This is a genomic window from Conyzicola nivalis (genome assembly GCF_014639655.1).
Lineage (GTDB): Bacteria > Actinomycetota > Actinomycetes > Actinomycetales > Microbacteriaceae > Conyzicola > Conyzicola nivalis.
Map to the genome: position 1 here is coordinate 504188 of NZ_BMGB01000002.1, position 19185 is coordinate 523372.

Annotated in this window: 19 protein-coding genes and 1 tRNA gene; 15 read left to right on the top strand and 5 right to left on the bottom strand. The window is 68.7% G+C overall.

The window, feature by feature from the left end:
* The first annotated feature begins 59 nt into the window (after positions 1 to 59).
* The 4 genes from IEV96_RS15900 to IEV96_RS15915 all read left to right on the top strand — a co-directional run bounded on the left by IEV96_RS15900 (position 60) and on the right by IEV96_RS15915 (position 3880).
* Positions 60 to 1184 carry a COG1361 family protein gene (locus tag IEV96_RS15900; protein WP_188511708.1) on the top strand — a complete coding sequence of 375 codons (1125 nt, stop codon included), beginning with the start codon at positions 60 to 62 and terminating at the stop codon, positions 1182 to 1184.
* Entirely contained in the window at positions 1181 to 1936 is a 756-nt protein-coding gene (locus tag IEV96_RS15905) for a hypothetical protein (RefSeq protein WP_188511709.1), read from the top strand. The genes IEV96_RS15900 and IEV96_RS15905 overlap by 4 nt, the downstream gene beginning before the upstream one ends.
* Positions 1933 to 2919, top strand: coding sequence for a sortase (locus tag IEV96_RS15910; RefSeq protein ID WP_188511710.1), 987 nt, complete (start codon positions 1933 to 1935; stop codon positions 2917 to 2919). Before IEV96_RS15905 ends, IEV96_RS15910 begins: the two co-directional genes overlap by 4 nt.
* A gap of 166 nt (positions 2920 to 3085) precedes the next feature.
* Positions 3086 to 3880: a phosphate ABC transporter ATP-binding protein gene (locus tag IEV96_RS15915; protein WP_188511860.1), complete on the top strand. Its 795-nt coding sequence runs from the start codon at positions 3086 to 3088 to the stop codon at positions 3878 to 3880.
* Between the two features lie 21 nt (positions 3881 to 3901).
* Here the strand turns inward: IEV96_RS15915 and IEV96_RS15920 are convergent, their stop codons facing one another.
* Together IEV96_RS15920 and IEV96_RS15925 are read right to left on the bottom strand one after the other, a co-directional pair.
* Positions 3902 to 5035 carry a hypothetical protein gene (locus IEV96_RS15920; protein WP_188511711.1) on the bottom strand — a complete coding sequence of 378 codons (1134 nt, stop codon included), beginning with the start codon at positions 5033 to 5035 and terminating at the stop codon, positions 3902 to 3904.
* 97 nt (positions 5036 to 5132) lie between these two features.
* Positions 5133 to 5624, bottom strand: coding sequence for a MarR family winged helix-turn-helix transcriptional regulator (locus IEV96_RS15925; protein WP_188511712.1), 492 nt, complete (start codon positions 5622 to 5624; stop codon positions 5133 to 5135).
* Between the two features lie 93 nt (positions 5625 to 5717).
* On the opposite strand from IEV96_RS15925, the gene IEV96_RS15930 reads away from it, so the two are divergent.
* The 3 genes from IEV96_RS15930 (at position 5718) to IEV96_RS15940 (ending at position 8573) form a co-directional block, all read left to right on the top strand.
* Positions 5718 to 5789, top strand: a tRNA-Gln gene (locus tag IEV96_RS15930).
* Positions 5790 to 6115: 326 nt separating this feature from the next.
* Positions 6116 to 7549 carry a bifunctional UDP-N-acetylglucosamine diphosphorylase/glucosamine-1-phosphate N-acetyltransferase GlmU gene (gene glmU / locus IEV96_RS15935; protein WP_188511713.1) on the top strand — a complete coding sequence of 478 codons (1434 nt, stop codon included), beginning with the start codon at positions 6116 to 6118 and terminating at the stop codon, positions 7547 to 7549.
* A 49-nt stretch (positions 7550 to 7598) separates the two neighbouring features.
* Complete coding sequence (locus IEV96_RS15940) at positions 7599 to 8573, top strand: ribose-phosphate diphosphokinase (protein ID WP_188511714.1); 975 nt, start codon at positions 7599 to 7601, stop codon at positions 8571 to 8573.
* Positions 8574 to 8673: 100 nt separating this feature from the next.
* Here IEV96_RS15940 and IEV96_RS15945 read toward each other — a convergent pair whose 3' ends face one another.
* The gene (locus IEV96_RS15945) at positions 8674 to 9039 is read right to left on the bottom strand and encodes a hypothetical protein (protein ID WP_229733463.1); all 366 of its coding nucleotides are present in this window, start codon (positions 9037 to 9039) and stop codon (positions 8674 to 8676) included.
* A 56-nt stretch (positions 9040 to 9095) separates the two neighbouring features.
* Between IEV96_RS15945 and IEV96_RS15950 the strand changes: the two genes are divergently transcribed.
* The gene (locus IEV96_RS15950) at positions 9096 to 10439 is read left to right on the top strand and encodes a CoA transferase (protein WP_188511715.1); all 1344 of its coding nucleotides are present in this window, start codon (positions 9096 to 9098) and stop codon (positions 10437 to 10439) included.
* A gap of 59 nt (positions 10440 to 10498) precedes the next feature.
* Here the strand turns inward: IEV96_RS15950 and gnd are convergent, their stop codons facing one another.
* Positions 10499 to 11953 (bottom strand): NADP-dependent phosphogluconate dehydrogenase, encoded by a 1455-nt coding sequence (gnd, locus tag IEV96_RS15955; protein ID WP_188511716.1) that lies wholly within the window; start codon positions 11951 to 11953, stop codon positions 10499 to 10501.
* A 248-nt stretch (positions 11954 to 12201) separates the two neighbouring features.
* On the opposite strand from gnd, the gene IEV96_RS15960 reads away from it, so the two are divergent.
* The 4 genes from IEV96_RS15960 to IEV96_RS15975 are packed head-to-tail and all read left to right on the top strand — an operon-like array spanning position 12202 to position 15968.
* Positions 12202 to 12723 carry a gluconokinase gene (locus IEV96_RS15960; RefSeq protein WP_229733464.1) on the top strand — a complete coding sequence of 174 codons (522 nt, stop codon included), beginning with the start codon at positions 12202 to 12204 and terminating at the stop codon, positions 12721 to 12723.
* Positions 12724 to 12752: 29 nt separating this feature from the next.
* Positions 12753 to 14162: a GntP family permease gene (locus IEV96_RS15965; RefSeq protein ID WP_188511717.1), complete on the top strand. Its 1410-nt coding sequence runs from the start codon at positions 12753 to 12755 to the stop codon at positions 14160 to 14162.
* Positions 14163 to 14166: 4 nt separating this feature from the next.
* On the top strand, positions 14167 to 14934 hold the full coding sequence (locus tag IEV96_RS15970) for an SDR family oxidoreductase (protein WP_188511718.1): 768 nt from the start codon (positions 14167 to 14169) through the stop codon (positions 14932 to 14934).
* Positions 14934 to 15968 (top strand): L-idonate 5-dehydrogenase, encoded by a 1035-nt coding sequence (locus tag IEV96_RS15975; protein WP_188511719.1) that lies wholly within the window; start codon positions 14934 to 14936, stop codon positions 15966 to 15968. The genes IEV96_RS15970 and IEV96_RS15975 overlap by 1 nt, the downstream gene beginning before the upstream one ends.
* Before the next feature lie 3 nt (positions 15969 to 15971).
* Here the strand turns inward: IEV96_RS15975 and IEV96_RS15980 are convergent, their stop codons facing one another.
* A complete protein-coding gene (locus IEV96_RS15980) occupies positions 15972 to 16685 on the bottom strand; it encodes a FadR/GntR family transcriptional regulator (protein WP_188511720.1) in 714 nt (237 codons plus the stop codon).
* Positions 16686 to 16901: 216 nt separating this feature from the next.
* On the opposite strand from IEV96_RS15980, the gene IEV96_RS15985 reads away from it, so the two are divergent.
* From IEV96_RS15985 to IEV96_RS15995, 3 genes are read left to right on the top strand one after another with little or no spacing between them, the layout of a single operon-like run.
* Entirely contained in the window at positions 16902 to 17516 is a 615-nt protein-coding gene (locus tag IEV96_RS15985; RefSeq protein WP_188511721.1) for a 50S ribosomal protein L25/general stress protein Ctc, read from the top strand.
* A gap of 22 nt (positions 17517 to 17538) precedes the next feature.
* Positions 17539 to 18132 carry an aminoacyl-tRNA hydrolase gene (pth, locus tag IEV96_RS15990; protein WP_188511863.1) on the top strand — a complete coding sequence of 198 codons (594 nt, stop codon included), beginning with the start codon at positions 17539 to 17541 and terminating at the stop codon, positions 18130 to 18132.
* A 56-nt stretch (positions 18133 to 18188) separates the two neighbouring features.
* The gene (locus IEV96_RS15995) at positions 18189 to 19133 is read left to right on the top strand and encodes an NAD-dependent epimerase/dehydratase family protein (RefSeq protein WP_188511722.1); all 945 of its coding nucleotides are present in this window, start codon (positions 18189 to 18191) and stop codon (positions 19131 to 19133) included.
* Positions 19134 to 19185 lie beyond the last annotated feature (52 nt).

The following is a 19185-nucleotide window of genomic DNA, read 5'->3' on the forward strand; positions in this document are numbered from 1 at the left end:
AAAGAGGGTCTCCCGTTCACATCTGGTTCAGCAGCGGGAGGCTTGCAGGCCAACTGACGATGCGTGAATGTACTGTGCACAGCATCCCCTTCTTGGCGCGCCGTCTTGCCCGCGGTTCCGTCTTCATCACAGCGGCCCTCATCCTGGCCGCAGGGCTGAACCTCGGTGCCCCGGCGGTCGCCGCGTCCGCCGACGGCACCGACGGGATTTCCGGTACGCCCGCGAGCGAGACGGGCCCCGACGGCCGCAGCCGGTTCAGCTACGAAGCCGCTCCCGGCCAGCAACTGACCGACAACTACAGCGTCAGCAACACGGGAACGACCTCGCAGACGATGCGGGTGTTCGCAACCGACGCCTTCAACACGGAGGACGGGGCGTACGGCCTGCTCGAGACCGACGCCGAAGCGATCGATGCCGGCGCCTGGGTCACCTTCGAGAACGGTGCCAAGTTCGTCGACGTGCCGCTGGCGCCCGGCGAGTCGAAGCTCGTCACCTTTACGCTGGCGGTTCCCGCGGATGCCTCGCCAGGCGACCATGCGGCGGGCATCGTCACTTCGGTCACCTCGCCACAGGGACAGATCCTCGTCGACCGTCGCGTGGCCACGCGACTCTACGTGCGCGTCCCGGGCGAGCTGCAGGCGGCCCTCACGGTGGGCAGCATCTCGTCGTCGTACGAGTCCACGATCAACCCGCTCGACGGAACGACCACCGTCACCTTCACGGTGCGCAACTCGGGCAACATCGCGCTCGGCGGAAACATGATCGTCGGGGTGAAGACCTACTTCGGAATCAGCGCGGCGCCCATCGTTCGCGAGGAGCTTGCCGAGATGCTGCCGCGGTCGACGCGGGTCGTCACCATGAGCGTGCCGGGCGTTGCCCAGTTGGGCTACCTCAACTCGTACGTGTCGTTGGTTCCCACCCTGGCGGAGAACGTGACGAGCCCCGGCCCCCTTGCCGTGGTCGACCGGGACACGGTCGCCATTGCGATCCCGTGGTGGCTCGTCATCCTGCTCGTCGTCGGCGGCGCCGTATACCTCTTCCTGCGCATCCGTCGTCGCATCGACGGCAAGCGGGCCGAAGAGTGGGTCGCGCACATGCAAGCGGAGGCGCGACGCGAAGCCGAGGCCGCCGACAAGGGTGAGCTCGTGGCATCCGCAACACTGACAGACGGAGACGCACGATGACGCGACACACCGCCCGCCGAGGCGCCACACTGCTGCTTTTCGGTACCGCAGGATTGGTTGCGACGATGGCCTTCGGGTCGTCCGCGGCCCTCGCCTCCGTCACCGACGATGACGACAACGGGATCGGAATCACGATCGAGGTCACGCCCGGGCCGGTAGCGCCCGCGCCCGCGGCCACGACGACGCCCGCGACGACGACGACGCGGCCGACCACGCCGACGAAACCCGCGGCCGACGTCGTGGCCCCCGTCGCCGACAAGCCCGTACCGGCCGAAGGCGAGGTAGACCTCGGCGGCATCCTGTTCGTGAGCGGGCTGACCTCGGTGTACGACTGGTCGCTCAACCCCCTCGACGGCGCCAGCGAGACGAGCCTCACCGTACGCAACGTGTCGAAGAGCACCTTCACCTCGACGGTGCGGTTCTGGGCTGACGGTCCGATCGGCAACCGGCTCGGCGAAGTCCACAATGTCTCGATCACCGACCTGAAGCCGGGCGAAACCCGCACCGTCGAGGCGAGACTCGACGGAATCGGTCAGTCGACCTTCGTGCAGGTGCACGCCACGCTCATGCCGCCGAAGGTGGTCGACGGCGTGGAGCTCGATTCGCTCACGCGCGACCAGTTCGTCGTGATCCCGCCCTGGGCTGTCGCTGCGCTGGGCGGGATCGGAGTGCTCGGATTCGCGGGCGTCTCCGTGGCGCAGTTCCTGCGGCGCCCGACGTTCCGCTTCGGCTTCCGCGGCGTGCCCGCATGACCCTGGAGCTCGAGAAGGCCGTCGAGGAGCAACCCGCGCCGACCGGTCCTCCTCGTCGGCCGCGCGCCACGAAGCCGCCGCGTGCGCCCCGGCCTCCGCGTCGCGCCCCGCGCCCGCCCCGGGAGTACGCGCCGCTCTCCCCTCGGGCGATGCTGCTGCGCGGATCGCTGATGATCGTCGCCGCGCTCCTCTTCGCGTTCGTCGCGAACGCGATGGTGCTGAGTCAGGTGCAGAACCTCGTCTCGCAGCAGATGCTCTACAACGAATTCCGGCAGCAGCTCTCGGAGGGCACGGCGCCCGTGAGCGAGGGCAACTTCGAGGACGTGCTGCTCGCCGACGGAGCGCCTGTCGCCGTCATCGACATTCCCCAGCTCGACGTGCACGACGTGGTCGTCGAAGGAACGTCCGGCGACACCCTCAAGGCCGGCCCTGGCCATCGTCGGGACACAGTCCTCCCCGGCCAGCAGGGCGTGAGCGTGATCATGGGCCGCGCGGCGGCCTACGGCGGCCCGTTCGGGCGGATCCAGGAACTCGCACCCGGCGACTCGTTCACCGTGCGAACCGGCCAGGGCAAGCAGGTCTTCGAGGTCGTCGGAGTGCGCTACGCGGGAGACCCCACACCGGCGTCGCCGAAGGCGGGGGAGAGCCGGCTCATCCTGCAGACCGCTCGCGGCGCATCGTTCATCCCGACGGGCATCGCCTACGTCGACGCCCAGTTGCGCAGCGAGGTGCAGGCGAGCGGCCAGCGTCAAACGACCTTCGCAGCGCTCCCACCGCAAGACCAGGCGATGGCGACCGACACCTCCACGGTGTGGGCGCTCGTCTTCGCCCTGCAGTTCCTGGTCGTGGCCCAGCTCGCCGCGGTCTGGGCGTTCCGCCGCATCGGCGCGCAGAAGACCTGGGTCGTGTTCGTCCCCGTGGGTGTTCTCGCCGTGATCTACGTCAGCAACCAGATCACCCTCCTCCTCCCCAACCTGCTCTAAGACCGCCCCGAATCGAGTGACGATGACCGACCCCAAGCCCAACGACGACCTCACCCAGGTGTTGCCGCTCACGCGACCCCGCGGCAAAGCGCTCGCCGTCACCGACCGCCTGCGTCTGCCCAAAGCGCCGAAGACGGCCAGGTCGACTGAGCCGGCGACCTCGACGATGGTGCTCGAGCGCCCGACGCTCGCGACCCTCGAGGCTCGCAACATCTCGGCGTGGTTCGGCGACCACCAGGTGCTCGACCGTGTCTCGCTCGAGATGCCGGCCGGCGTCATCACCTCGCTCATCGGGCCATCGGGTTGCGGCAAGTCGACCTTCCTCCGCATCCTGAACCGCATGCACGAACTCGTGCCGTCCGCCAGCCTCGCCGGCGAGGTGCTCATCGACGGCGTCGACATCTACGACGTGGAGCGCAAGCTCGTCGACGCGCGCAAGAGCATCGGCATGGTGTTCCAGAAGCCGAACCCGTTCCCGGCCATGTCGATCTACGACAACGTTCTCGCCGGGCTCAAGCTCACCGGAACCCGCGCCGACCGCGACCGCCGCGACTACCTCGTCGAGAGCTGCCTCACCAAGGCGGGGCTGTGGAAAGAGGTCAAGGACCGCCTGCGCGCCCCCGGCGGCGGACTCTCCGGAGGCCAGCAGCAGCGCCTCTGCATCGCGCGTTCGCTCGCGGTGACGCCGCAGGTGCTGCTGATGGACGAGCCCTGCTCCGCCCTCGACCCGACGTCGACGCGCGTGATCGAGGAGACGATGCTGGAGCTGGCGCAGGATGTCACGATCGTGATCGTCACCCACAACATGCAGCAGGCGCAGCGGGTGTCGACGCAGTGCGCGTTCTTCCTCGCCTCGCAGGGCACCCCCGGCGCGATCGTCGAGCACGGCGACACCGAGGCGATGTTCTCCGAGCCGGTCGACGAGCGCACGTTCGACTACGTCAACGGCCGCTTCGGGTAGTCGCCCCCGCCGCGGCTCGGGCTACTCCGCGGCGAGCCGTCTGCGTGTCAGCACGAGGGCACAGCCGCCGAGGAGAAGCACGACTCCCGCCGGAAGGACGATGCCCGCGTCGAAACCTGTGTTGGCGAGTTCCGCCGGCGCGGTGCCCGTCGGCGCGGTGCCCGCGGCGAGCGTGAACCTGAACTCGGGCGAGGGGTCCGAGATGACGAAACCGCCGTCGCCTTCGACCTCGACGAGCGAAGCGAACACCGTGTAGGTGGCCGGCAACAAAGCGATCGACGTCGTCCACCGGCCCTGAGCGTCGATGACCGCCTCGGGTGAGACGCGTGAATACCGCTCGAACTCGCCGAGGGGGAGTCCCGGCACGTAGGCGCTGACAATCACGCTGCGACCGGGGACTCCCGTTCCGGTGAAGGTGACCGACGATCCGACCAGCGAGGCACCCGGGGCGGGAGTGATGATCGTCGGAGCGGCGAGGAACCGGGCGGGCGAGAAGGTAAGTGTCGCCGGAGCCAGGGGAAGTCCTCCCGCCGTGACGCCTTCGAAGACGAAATCGTAGGGATTGCCGTTTTCATAGGGCACCACGAATTCGAGCGCGAACGTGCCCGTCGAGCCGACCGTCAGCGTCGAGGGAGGCCCGTCACCACTGCCGAGGGGAAAGAAGTAGGAGATGACCGATCCGACCGGCGCGGTGCCGGTCACGGTGAGCAATGAAGAGTCGAGGGTCGTGCCGTTCGCCGGGCTGGTGATGACGATGGACCCCGCCGTAGCGACCGGCGGAAGCGCGAAGGAGACGGTGATCGAATCCGTGACCCCGCCGAAGGTGGTGTGGGTGACGACAGCCTGTTGGGTGGCTGTCGCGGTGACGCCGTAGGCCACGCCGCCGGTCGTCCACGTGCCATCGGGCAGAACAGTGGTGGTAACAGCATCCGCCTGCCCGGCTGTCGGTGTCACCGTCACGGTGGCCCCCTCGAATCCGTTACCGCTGAAGACCGGGGTGCGCGACGCCGCGGTCGAGCCCTCAGCGGGAGCGGTTACCGCGAACGGGAGATCGATAGCGGACGCCGGGCCCGCTCCGATCACGGCAAATAGGAGGGAAGCGACGGCGATGGTGGCGACAGCGAGCCGGCGAGGGAGACGTGCGGACGGAGACATCGTGATCCATTCTCGAGGAATTGGCAATAACGTACCAGCGCAGTCGGGGCTGCGGGAAGGCGGATGGTCACGGTTCGGGAACAACCCGCGAGCACGCTCAGTCGAAGTCGAGGCTGAGCTTGCGCAGCAGCCCGGCGAGCCGTTCCTGATCGAGAGGGGAGATGGCCTCGAGCAGTTCGGCCTCGGCGGTCACCAGTTGGGCGATCGCGACATCCACTCGTTCGCAGCCGTCCTGCGTCATCATCACGAGGATGCCGCGCCCGTCGTTCGGGTCGGTGCGGCGCTCGACGAGCCCGCGCTGCACGAGCCGGTCGATGCGGTTGGTCATGGTGCCGCTCGACACGAGGGTCTGCTGCAGCAGCGACTTCGGGCTCAGTTGGTAGGGCGCGCCTGCGCGACGCAGCGCGGAGAGCACGTCGAACTCCCACGAGTCGAGGTCGGATGCCGCGAAAGCCGTTCGCCGGGCTCGGTCGAGGTGGCGGGCCAGCCTTCCGACACGGCTGAGCACCTGGAGGGGCGTGAAGTCGAGATCGGGCCGCTCGCGCTGCCACGCGCCGACGATGCGGTCGACCTCGTCGTTAGTGGGCATTGACCTATTATCTGGGGTCCGCGCGAAGCGGCCGTCTCGGGCGGCTCCGCGATCTGGCAGAATTGACGAGCGCGCAGGCCCTGCCTCGCGCGATCCGCCTTAGTGTAATGGCAGCACGACAGCCTTTGGAGCTGTTCGGTCTAGGTTCGAATCCTGGAGGCGGAGCAGTCAAAAGAGCCAACGATTTGGCTCTTTTGAATGCTCCGGCGTCTGAGTAACTCCGCACCAGCGAAGCACTGACCGCCGAGACCAACGTTCCGGGCCCGCCCACCCCGCCCTTCCCCTCGCCCCCCGCCGTCTGCGGGATCCTGGGACGTCTGCGGCAGCGCGCCGCTGCGCACGTGACCCGTAAGCGCGCAAACACCGCCGGGCCTCTCGCCTCCGCGGCCTCCCGGGACGTGCGCGGGTGGGCGCCGGTGCGCCTTCGTCCCCGGATTGCGCGCGCGTGGGCGCAATCACCGAGGCGCCCGCGATGCGGCAGAATGATCACCATGACTGACGCCCAGCTCGCCGTAATCGTTCTCGCCGCCGGTCAGGGAACCCGCATGAAGTCGCAGCGGCCCAAGATTTTGCACGAGATCGCCGGCCAGCCGCTCATCGGCCACGTGCTCGGCACCGTGCACCAGCTCGACCCGGCCCACGTGCTCGCAGTCGTGCGCCACGAGCGGGAGGCCGTCTCGACCATGATCACCGGGCTCAGCCCCGACGTGATCATCGTCGACCAGGACGACATCCCCGGCACCGGCCGCGCGGTCGAGGTCGCGCTCGACGCCCTGCCCGCCGGGTTCGACGGCGACGTCGTGATCGTGAGCGGAGACGTGCCGCTGCTCGACGCCGACACCCTCGCCGGACTGCTCGCAGCCCACCGTGCCGACGCGGCATCCGCAACCCTGCTCTCGGCCATCCTCGACGACGCGACCGGCTACGGCCGGGTCGTGCGCGACGCGTCGGGAGCGCTCGACCGCATTGTCGAGCAGAAGGATGCCGCGGCGCACGAGCTGGCGATCACCGAGATCAACTCCGGCACCTATGTCTTCGGGGTGCAGGCACTGCGTACGCAGCTGGCCCTCGTCGGCACCGACAACGCCCAGAACGAGAAGTACATCACCGACGTGGTCGGCCTGCTGCGCACGGCCGGTGCCACGATCAGCGCGGTCGCCGTCACCGAGCCGTGGCGCGTCGCCGGGGTCAACGACCGCGTGCAGCTCGGCGAGGCCGGACTGCGTCTCAACCAGCTCATCGTGCAGCGCCACCAGCGCGCCGGCGTCACCATCCAGGACCCGGCGACGACCTGGATCGACAGCGACGTGTCGATCGCGCCCGACGTGGAGATCCTCCCCGGCACGCAGCTCAAGGGCGCGACCAGCATCGCCACCGGTGCCAAGATCGGCCCCGACACCACCCTCGTCGACTGCGAGGTCGGCGAGAACGCCACCATCGTGCGCACCGACGCCACCCTCGCGGTGGTCGGCGCCGGCGCGACCGTCGGCCCGTTCGCATACCTGCGCCCGAACACCGTGCTCGGTGTTAAGGGCAAGATCGGCACCTTCGTCGAGACGAAGAACTCCACGATCGGCGACGGCAGCAAGGTGCCGCACCTCAGCTACATCGGCGACACCACGGTGGGCGTCGAGTCGAACGTGGGGGCCGGAACCATCACGGCGAACTACGACGGCGTGAACAAGAACAAGACCGTCGTCGGCTCGCACGTGCGCTCGGGCTCGCACAACGTCTTCGTCGCCCCGGTTACAATTGGCGACGGAGCCTATACCGGCGCCGGCACCGTTGTCCGCAAGGACATCCCCGCCGGGGCACTCGGTGTGAACGTGGCTCCGCAACGCAACATCGAAGGCTGGGTCGAGAAGAACCGGGCGGGAACTGCGGCGGCCACTGCGGCCGCGGCGGCGAACGACAGCGACGAGTAACCCCCACTCTTTCAAGAATTTCAGGCGAGTCGAACAGAGAGCGGGAACCGTGTCCGAGATCAAACAAACCGGACAGAAGAAACTGGTGATCGTTTCGGGTCGCGCGCACCCGCAGCTCGCCCTCGACGTCGCCGCAGCACTCGAGACCAGCGTCGTGCACACCGACGCCCGCACCTTCGCCAACGGCGAAATCTACGCCCGCTACGACGAGAGCGTGCGCGGAGCCGACGTCTTCGTGCTGCAGTCGATGCCCGCGCCGCTCAACGAGCACGTGATGGAGTCGCTCATCATGGTCGACGCGCTCAAGCGTGCCTCGGTCAAGCGCATCACCGTCGTCGTGCCGTTCTACCCGTACGGCCGCCAAGACAAGAAGGGCCGCGGCCGCGAGCCGATCAGCGCCCGCCTGATGGCCGACCTCTACAAGGCCGCCGGCGCCGACCGCATCATGAGCGTCGACCTGCACGCCGCGCAGATCCAGGGCTTCTTCGACGGCCCCGTCGATCACCTCTTCGCAATGCCGGTCCTCCTCGAGCACTTCAAGAAGCTCGACAACACCACGCTCACCGTCGTCTCGCCCGACATGGGCCGCGTGCGCGTCGCCGACATCTGGAGCGACAAGCTCGGCGCCCCGCTCGCCATCATCCACAAGCGCCGCGACCCGCTGGTGCCGAACCAGGTCTCCGTGCACGAGATCGTCGGCGAGGTCGAGGGCCGCGTCTGCCTGATCGTCGACGACCTGATCGACACGGGCCGCACCATCGCCAAGGCCGCGCAGGCGCTCAAGGAGGCGGGCGCCCTCGGCGTCATCGTCGCCGCGACGCACGCCGTGTTCTCCGACCCGGCCGTCGAACTGCTGCAGAGCGAGTTCATCGACGAGGTCGTCGTCACCGACACGCTGCCGTTGCCTCCCGAGAAGCGCTTCCCGTCGCTCACCGTGCTGCCGATCGCACCGCTGCTCGCACGCGCCATCTACGAGGTCTTCGACGACGGGTCGGTCACCTCGATGTTCGACGGCGCCGCGTAGGGAACCCGCCGGTCGCAGATGAGCCGTTTTCGGGCGGATGACGCGTCCGCGGCGGGCTCATCGCGCCGAAACCGGCTCGGGTGCCTCGGAGGTTGAGCGTTTAGCTCGACTGCGTCGGCACCAGCGGCAGCGTCGGCGGCCCCGGGATCAGCCCGAGCGACACGATGTGCCGGTCGCCGCCGAACTCCCCGTCGCTGTAGCACTCCCAGCCCATGCCGCCCGGTCCGAATACCTCGAAACGGGCATCCGCGCCGCTGTCTCCGGCGACCGAATACTCCACCCACACCGCGCACGCCGACTGCGCCGACGACGCGGCGACGCTCCACGTGGTGACGATGCCCGGCAGAATCAGCCCCACGAGCGCGAGCACAACGACGACGCGCATCATCGTGAGGGTGCGCTTCGACCGCAGCGGCTTGCCGTCGCCGGGTTCGTAGCCGTTCAGCTCGGGGTGCTCGTCGCTCATCAGGTTATTCTCGCAGGGTCCTGTGCCGTGCGCCGCCCGATGCCTACAGTGAGCAGATGACCGAAGACGACCTCGTCGAGACGTTCGCCGCGGCCCTCGGCCTGCAGACCGTGCCGTACGCGTTCACCGGGAGCGGCGGTCTCGAGTCGGCCTTCGCCGTCTCGGAGTTCGCCGCGGCGGCCGTAGCGACCGCGGGCATCGCCGCGAGCAGGCTGTCGGATGACCCGGCTCCCGTGACCGTCGACCGCGGCCTCGCCGCCGCCTGGTTCGGTGCCGCGCTCATGCCCGTCGCGTGGCAGCTGCCCTCGCCCTGGGATGCCCTGGCCGGGGATTACGCGAGCGCCGACGGGTGGATCCGGCTGCACACGAACGCGCCCCGACACAGGGCGGCGGCCCTCGCGGTGCTCGGCACCCCCGCCGAGCGTTCCGCGGTGGAGGCGGCCGTGGCGGCGTGGGCCGGCGACGAGCTCGAGCGGGCCGTGGTCTCGGCGGGCGGATGCGCGGCGGTGATACGCAGCCCTGAGGAGTGGGCGCGTCATCCGCAGGGCATCGCGGTAGCGAGCGAGCCCCTCGTCGGCTGGACGTCCGGCGGCTTCGCGGCCGCGCGCGAGAACTGGCGGCCGACGGGGGAGCGTCCGCTGGCCGGCCTGCGCGTGCTCGACCTCACTCGCGTCATCGCGGGCCCGGTCGCCACCCGGTTTCTCGCTTCGCTCGGCGCGGACGTGCTGCGCGTCGACCCGCCCGACTGGGACGAACCGGCGATTATGCCCGAGATGACGTTGGGTAAACGGGCCGCGCGCATCGACGCGACGACGACGGTGGGACGCGACGCGCTCGAGCGGCTCGTCGCGCACAGCGACGTGTTGGTGCACGGTTATCGGCCGGGTGCGCTCGACGACCTGGTCTCGCCGGAGCGCCGCCGCGACCTGCGACCGGGGCTCATCGAGGTCTCGCTCGACGCCTACGGTTGGCGCGGACCGTGGAGCGCGCGCCGCGGGTTCGACAGCCTCGTGCAGATGTCGAGCGGCATCGCGGAGGCTGGTATGCACTGGGCCGAGGCCGACCGGCCGACGCCGCTGCCGGTGCAGGCGCTCGACCACGCGACCGGGTATCTGGCGGCCGCGGCCGCGCTCGTCGCGATCGGGCGGATGCGCCGCGAGAGCGTGTCGAGTTCGGCCCGCCTGTCGCTGGCGCGCACGGCGCTGGAGCTGCCGCGGTCCCTGAGCCCGTCGAAGGGCGACCACTCACAGGCCCTTCGACAGGCTCAGGGACCGACGACGCGCATCACAACCCCGTGGGGCCCGGCCGACCTGCTCGCGTCGCCGCTCACGGTCGGCGACATCGCCTTCAACTACGAACGCGGCCCGACAGAATTGGGTTCTGACGAGCCGCGCTGGTAGTGCTGGCGGTCCCTGAGCCTGTCGAAGGGCGCTTCGACAAGCTCAGCGACCATGCCGCGCTAGTGGCTGTCGACCGACTCGATCTCGGTGCGGTCGCCGCTCCACAGGGTGTGGAACGTGCCGTCCATGTCGACGCGCTTGTAGGTGTGTGCGCCGAAGAAGTCGCGCTGGCCCTGCGTGAGGGCGGCGGGCAGGCGGTCGGCGCGCAGGCTGTCGTAGTACGCGAGCGACGACGCGAACACCGGAGCCGGGATTCCGGCGTGGGCGGCGTCGGCGACGACGTTGCGCCAGGCCTCCTGCGTCGTGGCGACGACGTCGGTGAAGAACGGCGCTGTCACGAGCGAGACGAGGCCGGGGTTCTCGGCGTAGGCCTCGGTGATGCGGTTGAGGAAGCGGGCGCGAATAATGCAACCGCCGCGCCAGATCTTCGCGATCTCGCCCTTCTTGATGTCCCAGCCGTACTGCTCGGCGCCGGCGACGATCGCGTCGAAGCCCTGCGAGTAGGCGATGACCTTCGAGGCGTAAAGCGCCTGGCGTACGCCCTCGATGAAGCCGTCGACGTCCTCGACCGGGTTAGCCGTCGGTCCGGGCAGCGCCGCGGCGGCCGCGCGCTGCGCGGGCTTCGACGACACGGAGCGGGCGAACACGGCCTCGGCGATGCCGGAGACGGGGATGCCGAGGTCGAGGGCGGTCTGAACGGTCCAGACGCCGGTGCCCTTGCTGCCGGCCTGGTCGAGGATGACGTCGACGAGGGGCTTGCCCGTCTTCGCGTCGACCTGGCGCAGCACCTCGGCGGTGATCTCGATGAGGTAGCTTTCGAGCTCGCCCTTGTTCCACTCGGTGAAGATCTCCGAGATCTCGGCGGGCGTCTTGCCGGTGCCGCGGCGGATGAGGTCGTAGGCCTCGCCGATGAGCTGCATGTCGGCGTACTCGATGCCGTTGTGGATCATCTTGACGAAGTGTCCGGCGCCGTCGGTGCCGACGTGGGTCACGCAGGGCTCGCCGTCGACGACCGCGGCGATCGACTTGAGGATGGGGCCGAGGGTCTCCCACGCCTCGGCGGAACCGCCGGGCATGATCGACGGGCCGAGCAGGGCGCCCTCTTCGCCGCCGGAGATGCCCGCGCCGACGAAGTTGATGCCGGTCTCGCGCACGGCCTTCTCGCGGCGGATGGTGTCGGTGAACAGCGCGTTGCCGCCGTCGACGATGATGTCGCCGGGCTCGAACACCTCGGTCAGCGCGTCGATCACGGCGTCGGTTCCGCGGCCTGCCTGCACCATGATGATCGCGGTGCGCGGCTTCGACAGCGACGCCGCGAACTCCTCGTACGACGAAGCCGGGAGGAACTCGGCCTCGGGGTGCTCGTCGAGCACGGTCTGCGTTTTCTCGTACGAGCGGTTGAAGATCGCGACGGTGTTGCCTTCGCGGGAGGCGAGGTTGCGGGCGAGGTTCGAGCCCATCACCGCCATGCCCACTACGCCGATGTTCGCCTGGGCCTGAGTGGCTTCTGCCATGGGGGTATTTCTCCTTGCAATCACGCGGAAAAGTGGTCCTGCCGCGACGGATGACGAGCCGCGGCACGCCCTCTCAGACTAAAGCAACGCTTGCGCGCGGCGCCGGAGTGTGACGAAGCTCGATGCGACGAAAGAGTTGCGCGACGGGCAATCCGTGCATACGATCTCCTAATAAGTCTGACTTATGCGGAAGTGCGCAGCTTGTTGTCAGACGTAATGACGCGTCGACACCCAGCAAAGGAGCACTCATGCCCGCGAGCTATCCACCCATGATCGTGATGGGGGTCTCCGGTTCGGGAAAGTCGACGATCGGTCTCGCCCTGGCCAACGCCCTCGGCCTCGACTTCATCGACGGTGACGACCTGCACCCCCGCGCCAACAAGGAGAAGATGGCCGCCGGTCATCCGCTCAACGACGAAGACCGGGCGCCCTGGCTCGAGATCATCGCCGAGCGCATCGGCGCCGAACTGGCCGAGGGGAACGCGGTCGTCGTCGCCTGCTCCGCGCTCAAGCGCCGCTACCGCACGCAGCTCGTCTCGTACGCACCCAGCACCGTGTTCGTGCATCTCTCCGGCCAACGCGGGATCATCGCCGAGCGTCAGTCGCACCGCAATCACGAGTACATGCCCAACAGCCTGCTCGACTCGCAGTTCGCGACGCTCGAGCCCCTCGAGGCAGACGAGCGAGCAATCGTCGTCGACCTCGCCCAGACTCCGGACGAGATGGTCCGGTTCGTGAAAGAAAAGCTCGCCGACTTCGCTGTCGCCTGAGTTCAGCCCCATCCACAGTTAGGACGAAGATGACCGACATTGAACTCGTGTGGCAGTTGCCCACGTGGGGATTGCTGCTGATCGCGCTCGGCGCGATCGCACTCCTGCTCTTCCTTATCATCGGGGCTCGCATCCACGCGTTCCTCGCCCTCATCGTGGTCAGCCTCGTGACCGCGATCGCCACGGGCGTGCCGGCCAACCAGATAGTCCCGACGTTGACGTTGGGCTTCGGCTCCACGCTCGCCACGGTGGCGCTCCTCGTCGGTCTCGGCGCGATGCTCGGCAGGATGCTGGAGACCAGCGGTGGCGCGCAGGTGCTCACCGACGCACTCATCCGCAAGTTCGGTGAGAAGCGGGCGCCCCTGGCTCTCTCGATCGCCTCCCTCATGATGGGCTTCCCGATCTTCTTCGACGCCGGCCTCGTGGTCATGCTGCCGATCATCTTCGCCGTTGCCCGACGGCTCGGCGGATCGCTGCTGCTCTACGCGTTCCCGGCTGCCACCGCGTTCTCGGTCATGCACATTTTCGTTCCCCCGCACCCCGGCCCCGTCGCCGCCACCGGCCTGCTCGGCGCGGACGTCGGCCTCGTGCTGGTCTTCGGTCTGCTCGTCGCGATCCCCACCTGGTACATCGTCGGCTACAAGTTCGGTGGCTGGGTCGGCCGCAAGTACGACATCGCCATCCCGAACATCCTCTTCGGGTCCAAAGACGACGGTGTTGCGGAGGAGTTCAAGTCGTCGCCGAAGCTCGGAACGATCGTCTTCCTCCTGCTGCTGCCGCTCGTCCTCATCTTTATGAACACCGGCCTCAACGCCCTAGCCACGGCCGAGGTCGTCTCGCTCGACAACGGCTTCGTGCAGATCCTGCGTCTGCTCGGCGAGACCCCGATCGCACTACTCATCACCGTGTTCTTCGCGATGTGGCTGCTCGGCTGGAGGCGCAACAAGAAGGCGACGCTCGTCGAGAGCATCGTCGACAGCGCGCTCGGTCCGGTGTGCGCGATCATCCTCATCACGGGTGCCGGCGGAATGTTCGGTGGCGTTCTTCGCGCCAGCGGCATCGGCAACGCAATCGCCGACTCCCTCGACGCCATCGGCCTGCCGCTCATCGTCGCCGGCTTCGTCATCGCCGCCATCGTGCGCGTCGCCCAGGGCTCGGCTACCGTCGCGCTCACCACGGCGGCCGCCCTCGTGCAGCCCGTCGTCCAGGGCGACGCCAGCCTCAACCCGGTCGAGCTCGCCGCCATCGTGCTCGCCCTCGCTGCCGGTTCGGTGTTCGCGGGCCACGTCAACGACTCCGGCTTCTGGCTCGTCAGCCGCTTCTTCGGCATGGACACCCAGACGACGCTCAAGACGTGGACCGTCGGCCAGGCGCTCGTCGGTGTCTGCGGCTTCGTGTTCGCCCTCGCGATCTTCCTCATCGCTGGCGCGGTCGGCTAACGCCATGGGCTCGACTCTCTTCAATCTCACCGGGCGTATCGCGCTCGTCACCGGTTCCAGCCGGGGCATCGGCAAGGCCATCGCGCGCGGACTCGCCGAGGCGGGCGCGACTGTCGTGCTGCACGGCCGGGACGAGCGCCGCCTCGCCGAGACGACCGCCGAGTTCGAGGCCGAGTTCGGTGCGGTCAAGTCGATCGCGTTCGACATCACCGACGCCGAGGCGGTGGCCCGTGGCATCCGCTCGGTCGAGTCCGAGGTCGGGCCCATCCGCATCCTCGTCAACAACGCCGGCGTGCAGCACCGGGTCCCGCTTCTCGACCTCGCGGTCGAGGACTGGGACCGGGTGCTGCGCACCAACCTCACGAGCGCGTTCCTCGTCGGGCGGGAGGTCGCGCGCGGCATGATCGAGCGCGGCGGCGGCAAGATCGTCAACGTCGCCTCGGTACAGACCGACCTGGCCCGACCGACGATCGCGCCCTACACGGCCTCGAAGGGCGGCGTGCGCAACCTCACGCGGGCGATGACCGCGGAGTGGGCCGAGCACGACATCCAGGTCAACGCGATCGCGCCGGGCTACATCCACACCGAGATGACGCAGAACCTCGTCGACGACGAGTCGTTCAACTCGTGGATCGTCGGCCGCACCCCCGCTCATCGCTGGGGCACGACGGCCGACATCGTGGGCCCGGCCGTCTGGCTCGCGTCGGACGGCTCCAACTTCGTGAACGGACAGGTCATCTTCATCGATGGCGGAATGACGGTGGTGGTGTGATGAACGAAACGAATCTCGCGGTGGTCGCGCACGGCAAGGACGACCTGCGCGTCGACGAGCTGGCCGCGCCGACGCCGGCTCCGGATGAAGCGGTGATCCGTATCGCGTACGGGGGCATCTGCGGTTCCGACCTGCACTACTGGACGCACGGCGCCGCGGGGGAGTCGATCCTGCGCGAACCGATGATCCTCGGGCACGAGGTGGTCGGTACGGTGCAAGCTGCGGCGGCCGACGGCTCGGGCCCCGCCGTCGGGACGCCGGTGGCCGTCCACCCGGCCACGCCGAAGCCCGTCGAGGGCGTGCGGTACCCGGAGTCCCGGCCGAACCTCGCCCCCGGCTCCACCTATCTCGGCAGTGCGGCGCACCACCCGCACACCGAGGGCGCCTTCGCCACGTTCGTGGCGCTGCCTACCCGCATGCTGCGCACCCTGCCGGCCGGCCTGTCGTTGCGGGGGGCGGCGCTCGCCGAACCGGCGAGCGTGGCCTGGCACGCCGTCTCCCGGGCCGGCGACGTCGCCGGTAAGTCGGTGCTCGTCGTCGGCACCGGCCCGATCGGGGCGCTCGTGATCGCCGTGCTCAAGCGCGCCGGAGCGAGCAGCATCACCGCCGTCGACCTGCACGAGACCCCGTTGCGTATCGCCCGCGAGCTCGGGGCGACCGACACCATACTCGCCACCGAGGTCGACGCGATCGCCGCCGTGCAGGCGGACATCGCTATCGAATCCTCGGGCAACTACCGCGGCCTCGCCTCGGCCGTGCGGGGTGTCGCCCGCGGGGGTCGCGTCGTGATGGTCGGCCTGTTGCCGTCCGGCGAGCAGCCCGCGCTGATCAGCCTCGCCATCACTCGCGAACTCGAGCTCGTCGGGTCGTTCCGTTTCGCCGACGAGATCGACGACGTGCTCGCGGCCCTGGCCGACGGGACGCTCACCGTCGATCCCATCGTGACGCACGAGTTCGCAGCATCCGAAGCCCTCGAAGCGTTCTCGGTGGCGCTCGACGCGTCGGTCAGCGGAAAAGTACTGCTGCGGTTCTGACCGCTAGTGTCCGGGGCGTGGCACGTCTTTCCAGACGTGTTCGACCTCGGACACGGTGCGCCGCATGATGCGGTCCATCGCGGTGCGCGCGTCGTCTTGACGTCCGCCCTGCACGGCGTCGGCCACGTCGACGTGCCACTGCAGCGCCTCCTCGTGGGGGCGGGACGGCATGAGGCCGAGCGTCGTACGTCCGCGCAGGATGGCGGCGATCATGCCGTCCATCGCTGTGAACATCTCGTTGCCGCTCGCGCGCAGCACGAGCGAGTGGAAGTGGATGTCGAGCTCGAGAAAGGCATCGAGGTCGCCGGCCCGACCGACGGTGCGCATGCGGGCGGCGGTGCCGAGCAGCTCGGCCGACTGCTCGTCGGCGGCGTGCTGGGCGGCGAGCTCTGCCGCCATCGGTTCGACCGCGGTGCGCAGCTCGGTGAGCGAGCGCAACTGGGCGCCCTGGCCAGGCCCGGTGACGCGCCACGCCACGACCTGCGGGTCGAAGACGTTCCACGCCGTGTCGGGCAGCACGCGGATGCCGACGCGCTTCACGCTCGTCACGAGCCCGAGCGACTGCAGCACGCGCACCGCCTCGCGGATGACCGAACGGCCGACCCCGAGTTCGATCGCGAGCTGGTCGGCGAGCACGGTCGTGCCGGCGGCGAGCCTCCCGTCGACGATGCGACGACCGATGTCGTCGACCGCGCGAGTGTGGAGACTGAAGGACATGGTTGAAGGATAGCCGGGCGCGTGAGGGCGACATCGCGAAAGCCCGCCGCGCCGTGTAAGCTTGGCGGCTGTACTTCGGCGAGGGATGCATTGCATCCGTGATCGACGCGGTGGAGCGGGCATCGGCCATCTGGCCTCACGTCTTCCTCACGCTGACATATGCGTTCGAGTTGAAAATTCACGTGGGCCGCAGGTCCCGTCACAAGGAGATAAATCATGGCTCAGGCCGAAATCAGCAACCACCTCGTCACCGAGATCCGCGAGAGCTTCGGCAAGGGTGCGGCTCGCAAGATCCGCGCCGTCGGCAAGATCCCCGCCGTCATCTACGGACACGGCACCGAGCCGCAGCACGTCACCCTGCCGGGCCACGAGGTCAGCCTCATCCTGCGCAAGTCGAACCAGATCCTCGAGCTCGACATCCAGGGCAAGGTCCAGCTCGCGCTGGTCAAGGACGTTCAGAAGGACCCGGTTCGCCAGATCATCGAGCACATCGACCTCATCGTCGTGCGCAAGGGCGAGAAGGTCATCATCGACGTTCCCGTGCACCTCGACGGCGAAGCTGCTCCCGGAACGACCGTCAACCAGGACTCGAACACCATCTCGCTCGAGGCCCTCGCGACCGCGATCCCCGAGTCGGTCTCCGTGTCGATCGAGGGCGCCGAAGACGGCACCCAGATCTTCGCGAAGGACCTCGTCCTTCCCGAGGGCGCGTCGCTCATCACCGACGAGGACACCCTCATCGTCTCGATCTCGATCGCTCAGGAGCAGGACCTTGGCGAGGACGCCGAAGAGGCTCCCGCCGAGGGCGAAGACGCTCCGGCCGCCGAGTAGTTTCAGCCCTGAGTAGCTGAAGCTGGACGAGAACCCCTGGCTTGTAGTCGGGCTCGGTAACCCCGGGCCCGGCTACGCCGGGAATCGCCACAACGTGGGCCAGATGGCCCTCGACGAACTGGCGCGCCGTATCGGTGCGCCGTTCAAGAGCCAGAAGACCAATGCCACGGTCGCCGAGGGCAGACTGAGCGGCCAGGGGCCCCGTGTCATCCTCGCCAAACCGAACACGTACATGAACGTGTCCGGCGGCCCGGTCGCGGCGCTCATGCGTTTCTACAAGCTCGAGCCGTCGAACCTCATCGTGCTGCACGACGAGCTCGACATCCCCTTCGACTCGATCAAGCTCAAGATCGGCGGCGGTCACGGCGGCCACAACGGCGTGCGCGATATCGCCGCCGCCATCGGCAGTCCCGAATTCGTGCGCGTGCGCATCGGCATCGGACGCCCTCCCGGCCGGCAGCCGGCCGCGGACTTCGTTCTGAAAGACTTTTCGAGCGACGAGAAGAAGGTCCTGCCTAATTTGATTTCGGATGCCGCGGACGCCGTCGAGCAGGTCGCCGGCGAGAGCCTCACGGCCGCCCAGCTGCGTTTCCATACGGCCAGCCCCGCCGACTGAAATCGCTCATCCTCAAGGGGGATTTTTTCCCTCCGAGGCTCGCCTACTCTTAAGGCATGCGCGTTCTACTTGCCGGTTCGACCGGAGAAATAGGGCGTCTCCTTGTGCCTCTCCTGGTGCGTTCCGGCCACGTGGTCACCGGTGTCGCCCGCCGCCCCACGGGGGTCACGTTGTTCGGCTCGACCGAGCTCGAGGCAGACATCATCGACCGTGAGTCGCTGCTCGCCGCCGTCGACGGACTCGAGTTCGACGCCGTCATCCATCAGGCCACAGCGCTGACCCGCGAACCCCGCCGCTACTCCCACATGCACCAGACCAACCGCCTGCGCATGGAGGGCACGAGCGCCCTCATCGCGGCGGCCCGCGCGACCGGCGCCACGCGCTTCGTCTCCGCCTCCGCGTTCTACGGCTACGGATTCGAGAACTTCGGCGAGAAGCCCGTCGACGAAGACTCTGCCTTCGGCGGACGCCCCGGCGGACCGATCGACGAGGTGCACCGCGCACTGCTCAGCAACGAGCAGCAGACGCGCGCGTTCGGCGGAGTCGCCCTGCGCTACGGGCTGTTCTACCGCGGCCGTGGACCCATCCCGACCGTCGTCTCCGACGCCGCCGGCGTGCTGCCGTTCGTGCACGTCGAGGATGCTGCGGCCGCCACCGTCGCCGCGCTGGAGGCACCCGCCGGCTCGGTGTACAACGTCGTCGACGACACCCCCGCGACGTGGCGCGAGGTGCACGAGGCTCGAGCGCGGGCCTTCGAGTCGCCAGACCCGACGGTCGTGCCGTCGTGGTGGATGCGCCGCACCGCCCCGTACCGCGCAGAACTGCTGACCGCGACATCCATCAGGGTCTCGAACGCGCGTGCGCGTGCCGAACTCGGCTGGGCGCCCGCCTACCCCTCCTACCGCGAGGGCATCAGGAGCGCGGTGACGGATGCGGCCCACGCCCGCGCCGTGTTGGCGAGCCCGTCGCGGGCCTCGGGCGCGACGCAGGGCTCGGCCTAGCGCATCTGACGCGACCCCGGCGGGTGTCGGCGGCACCGCCTACACTTAACCG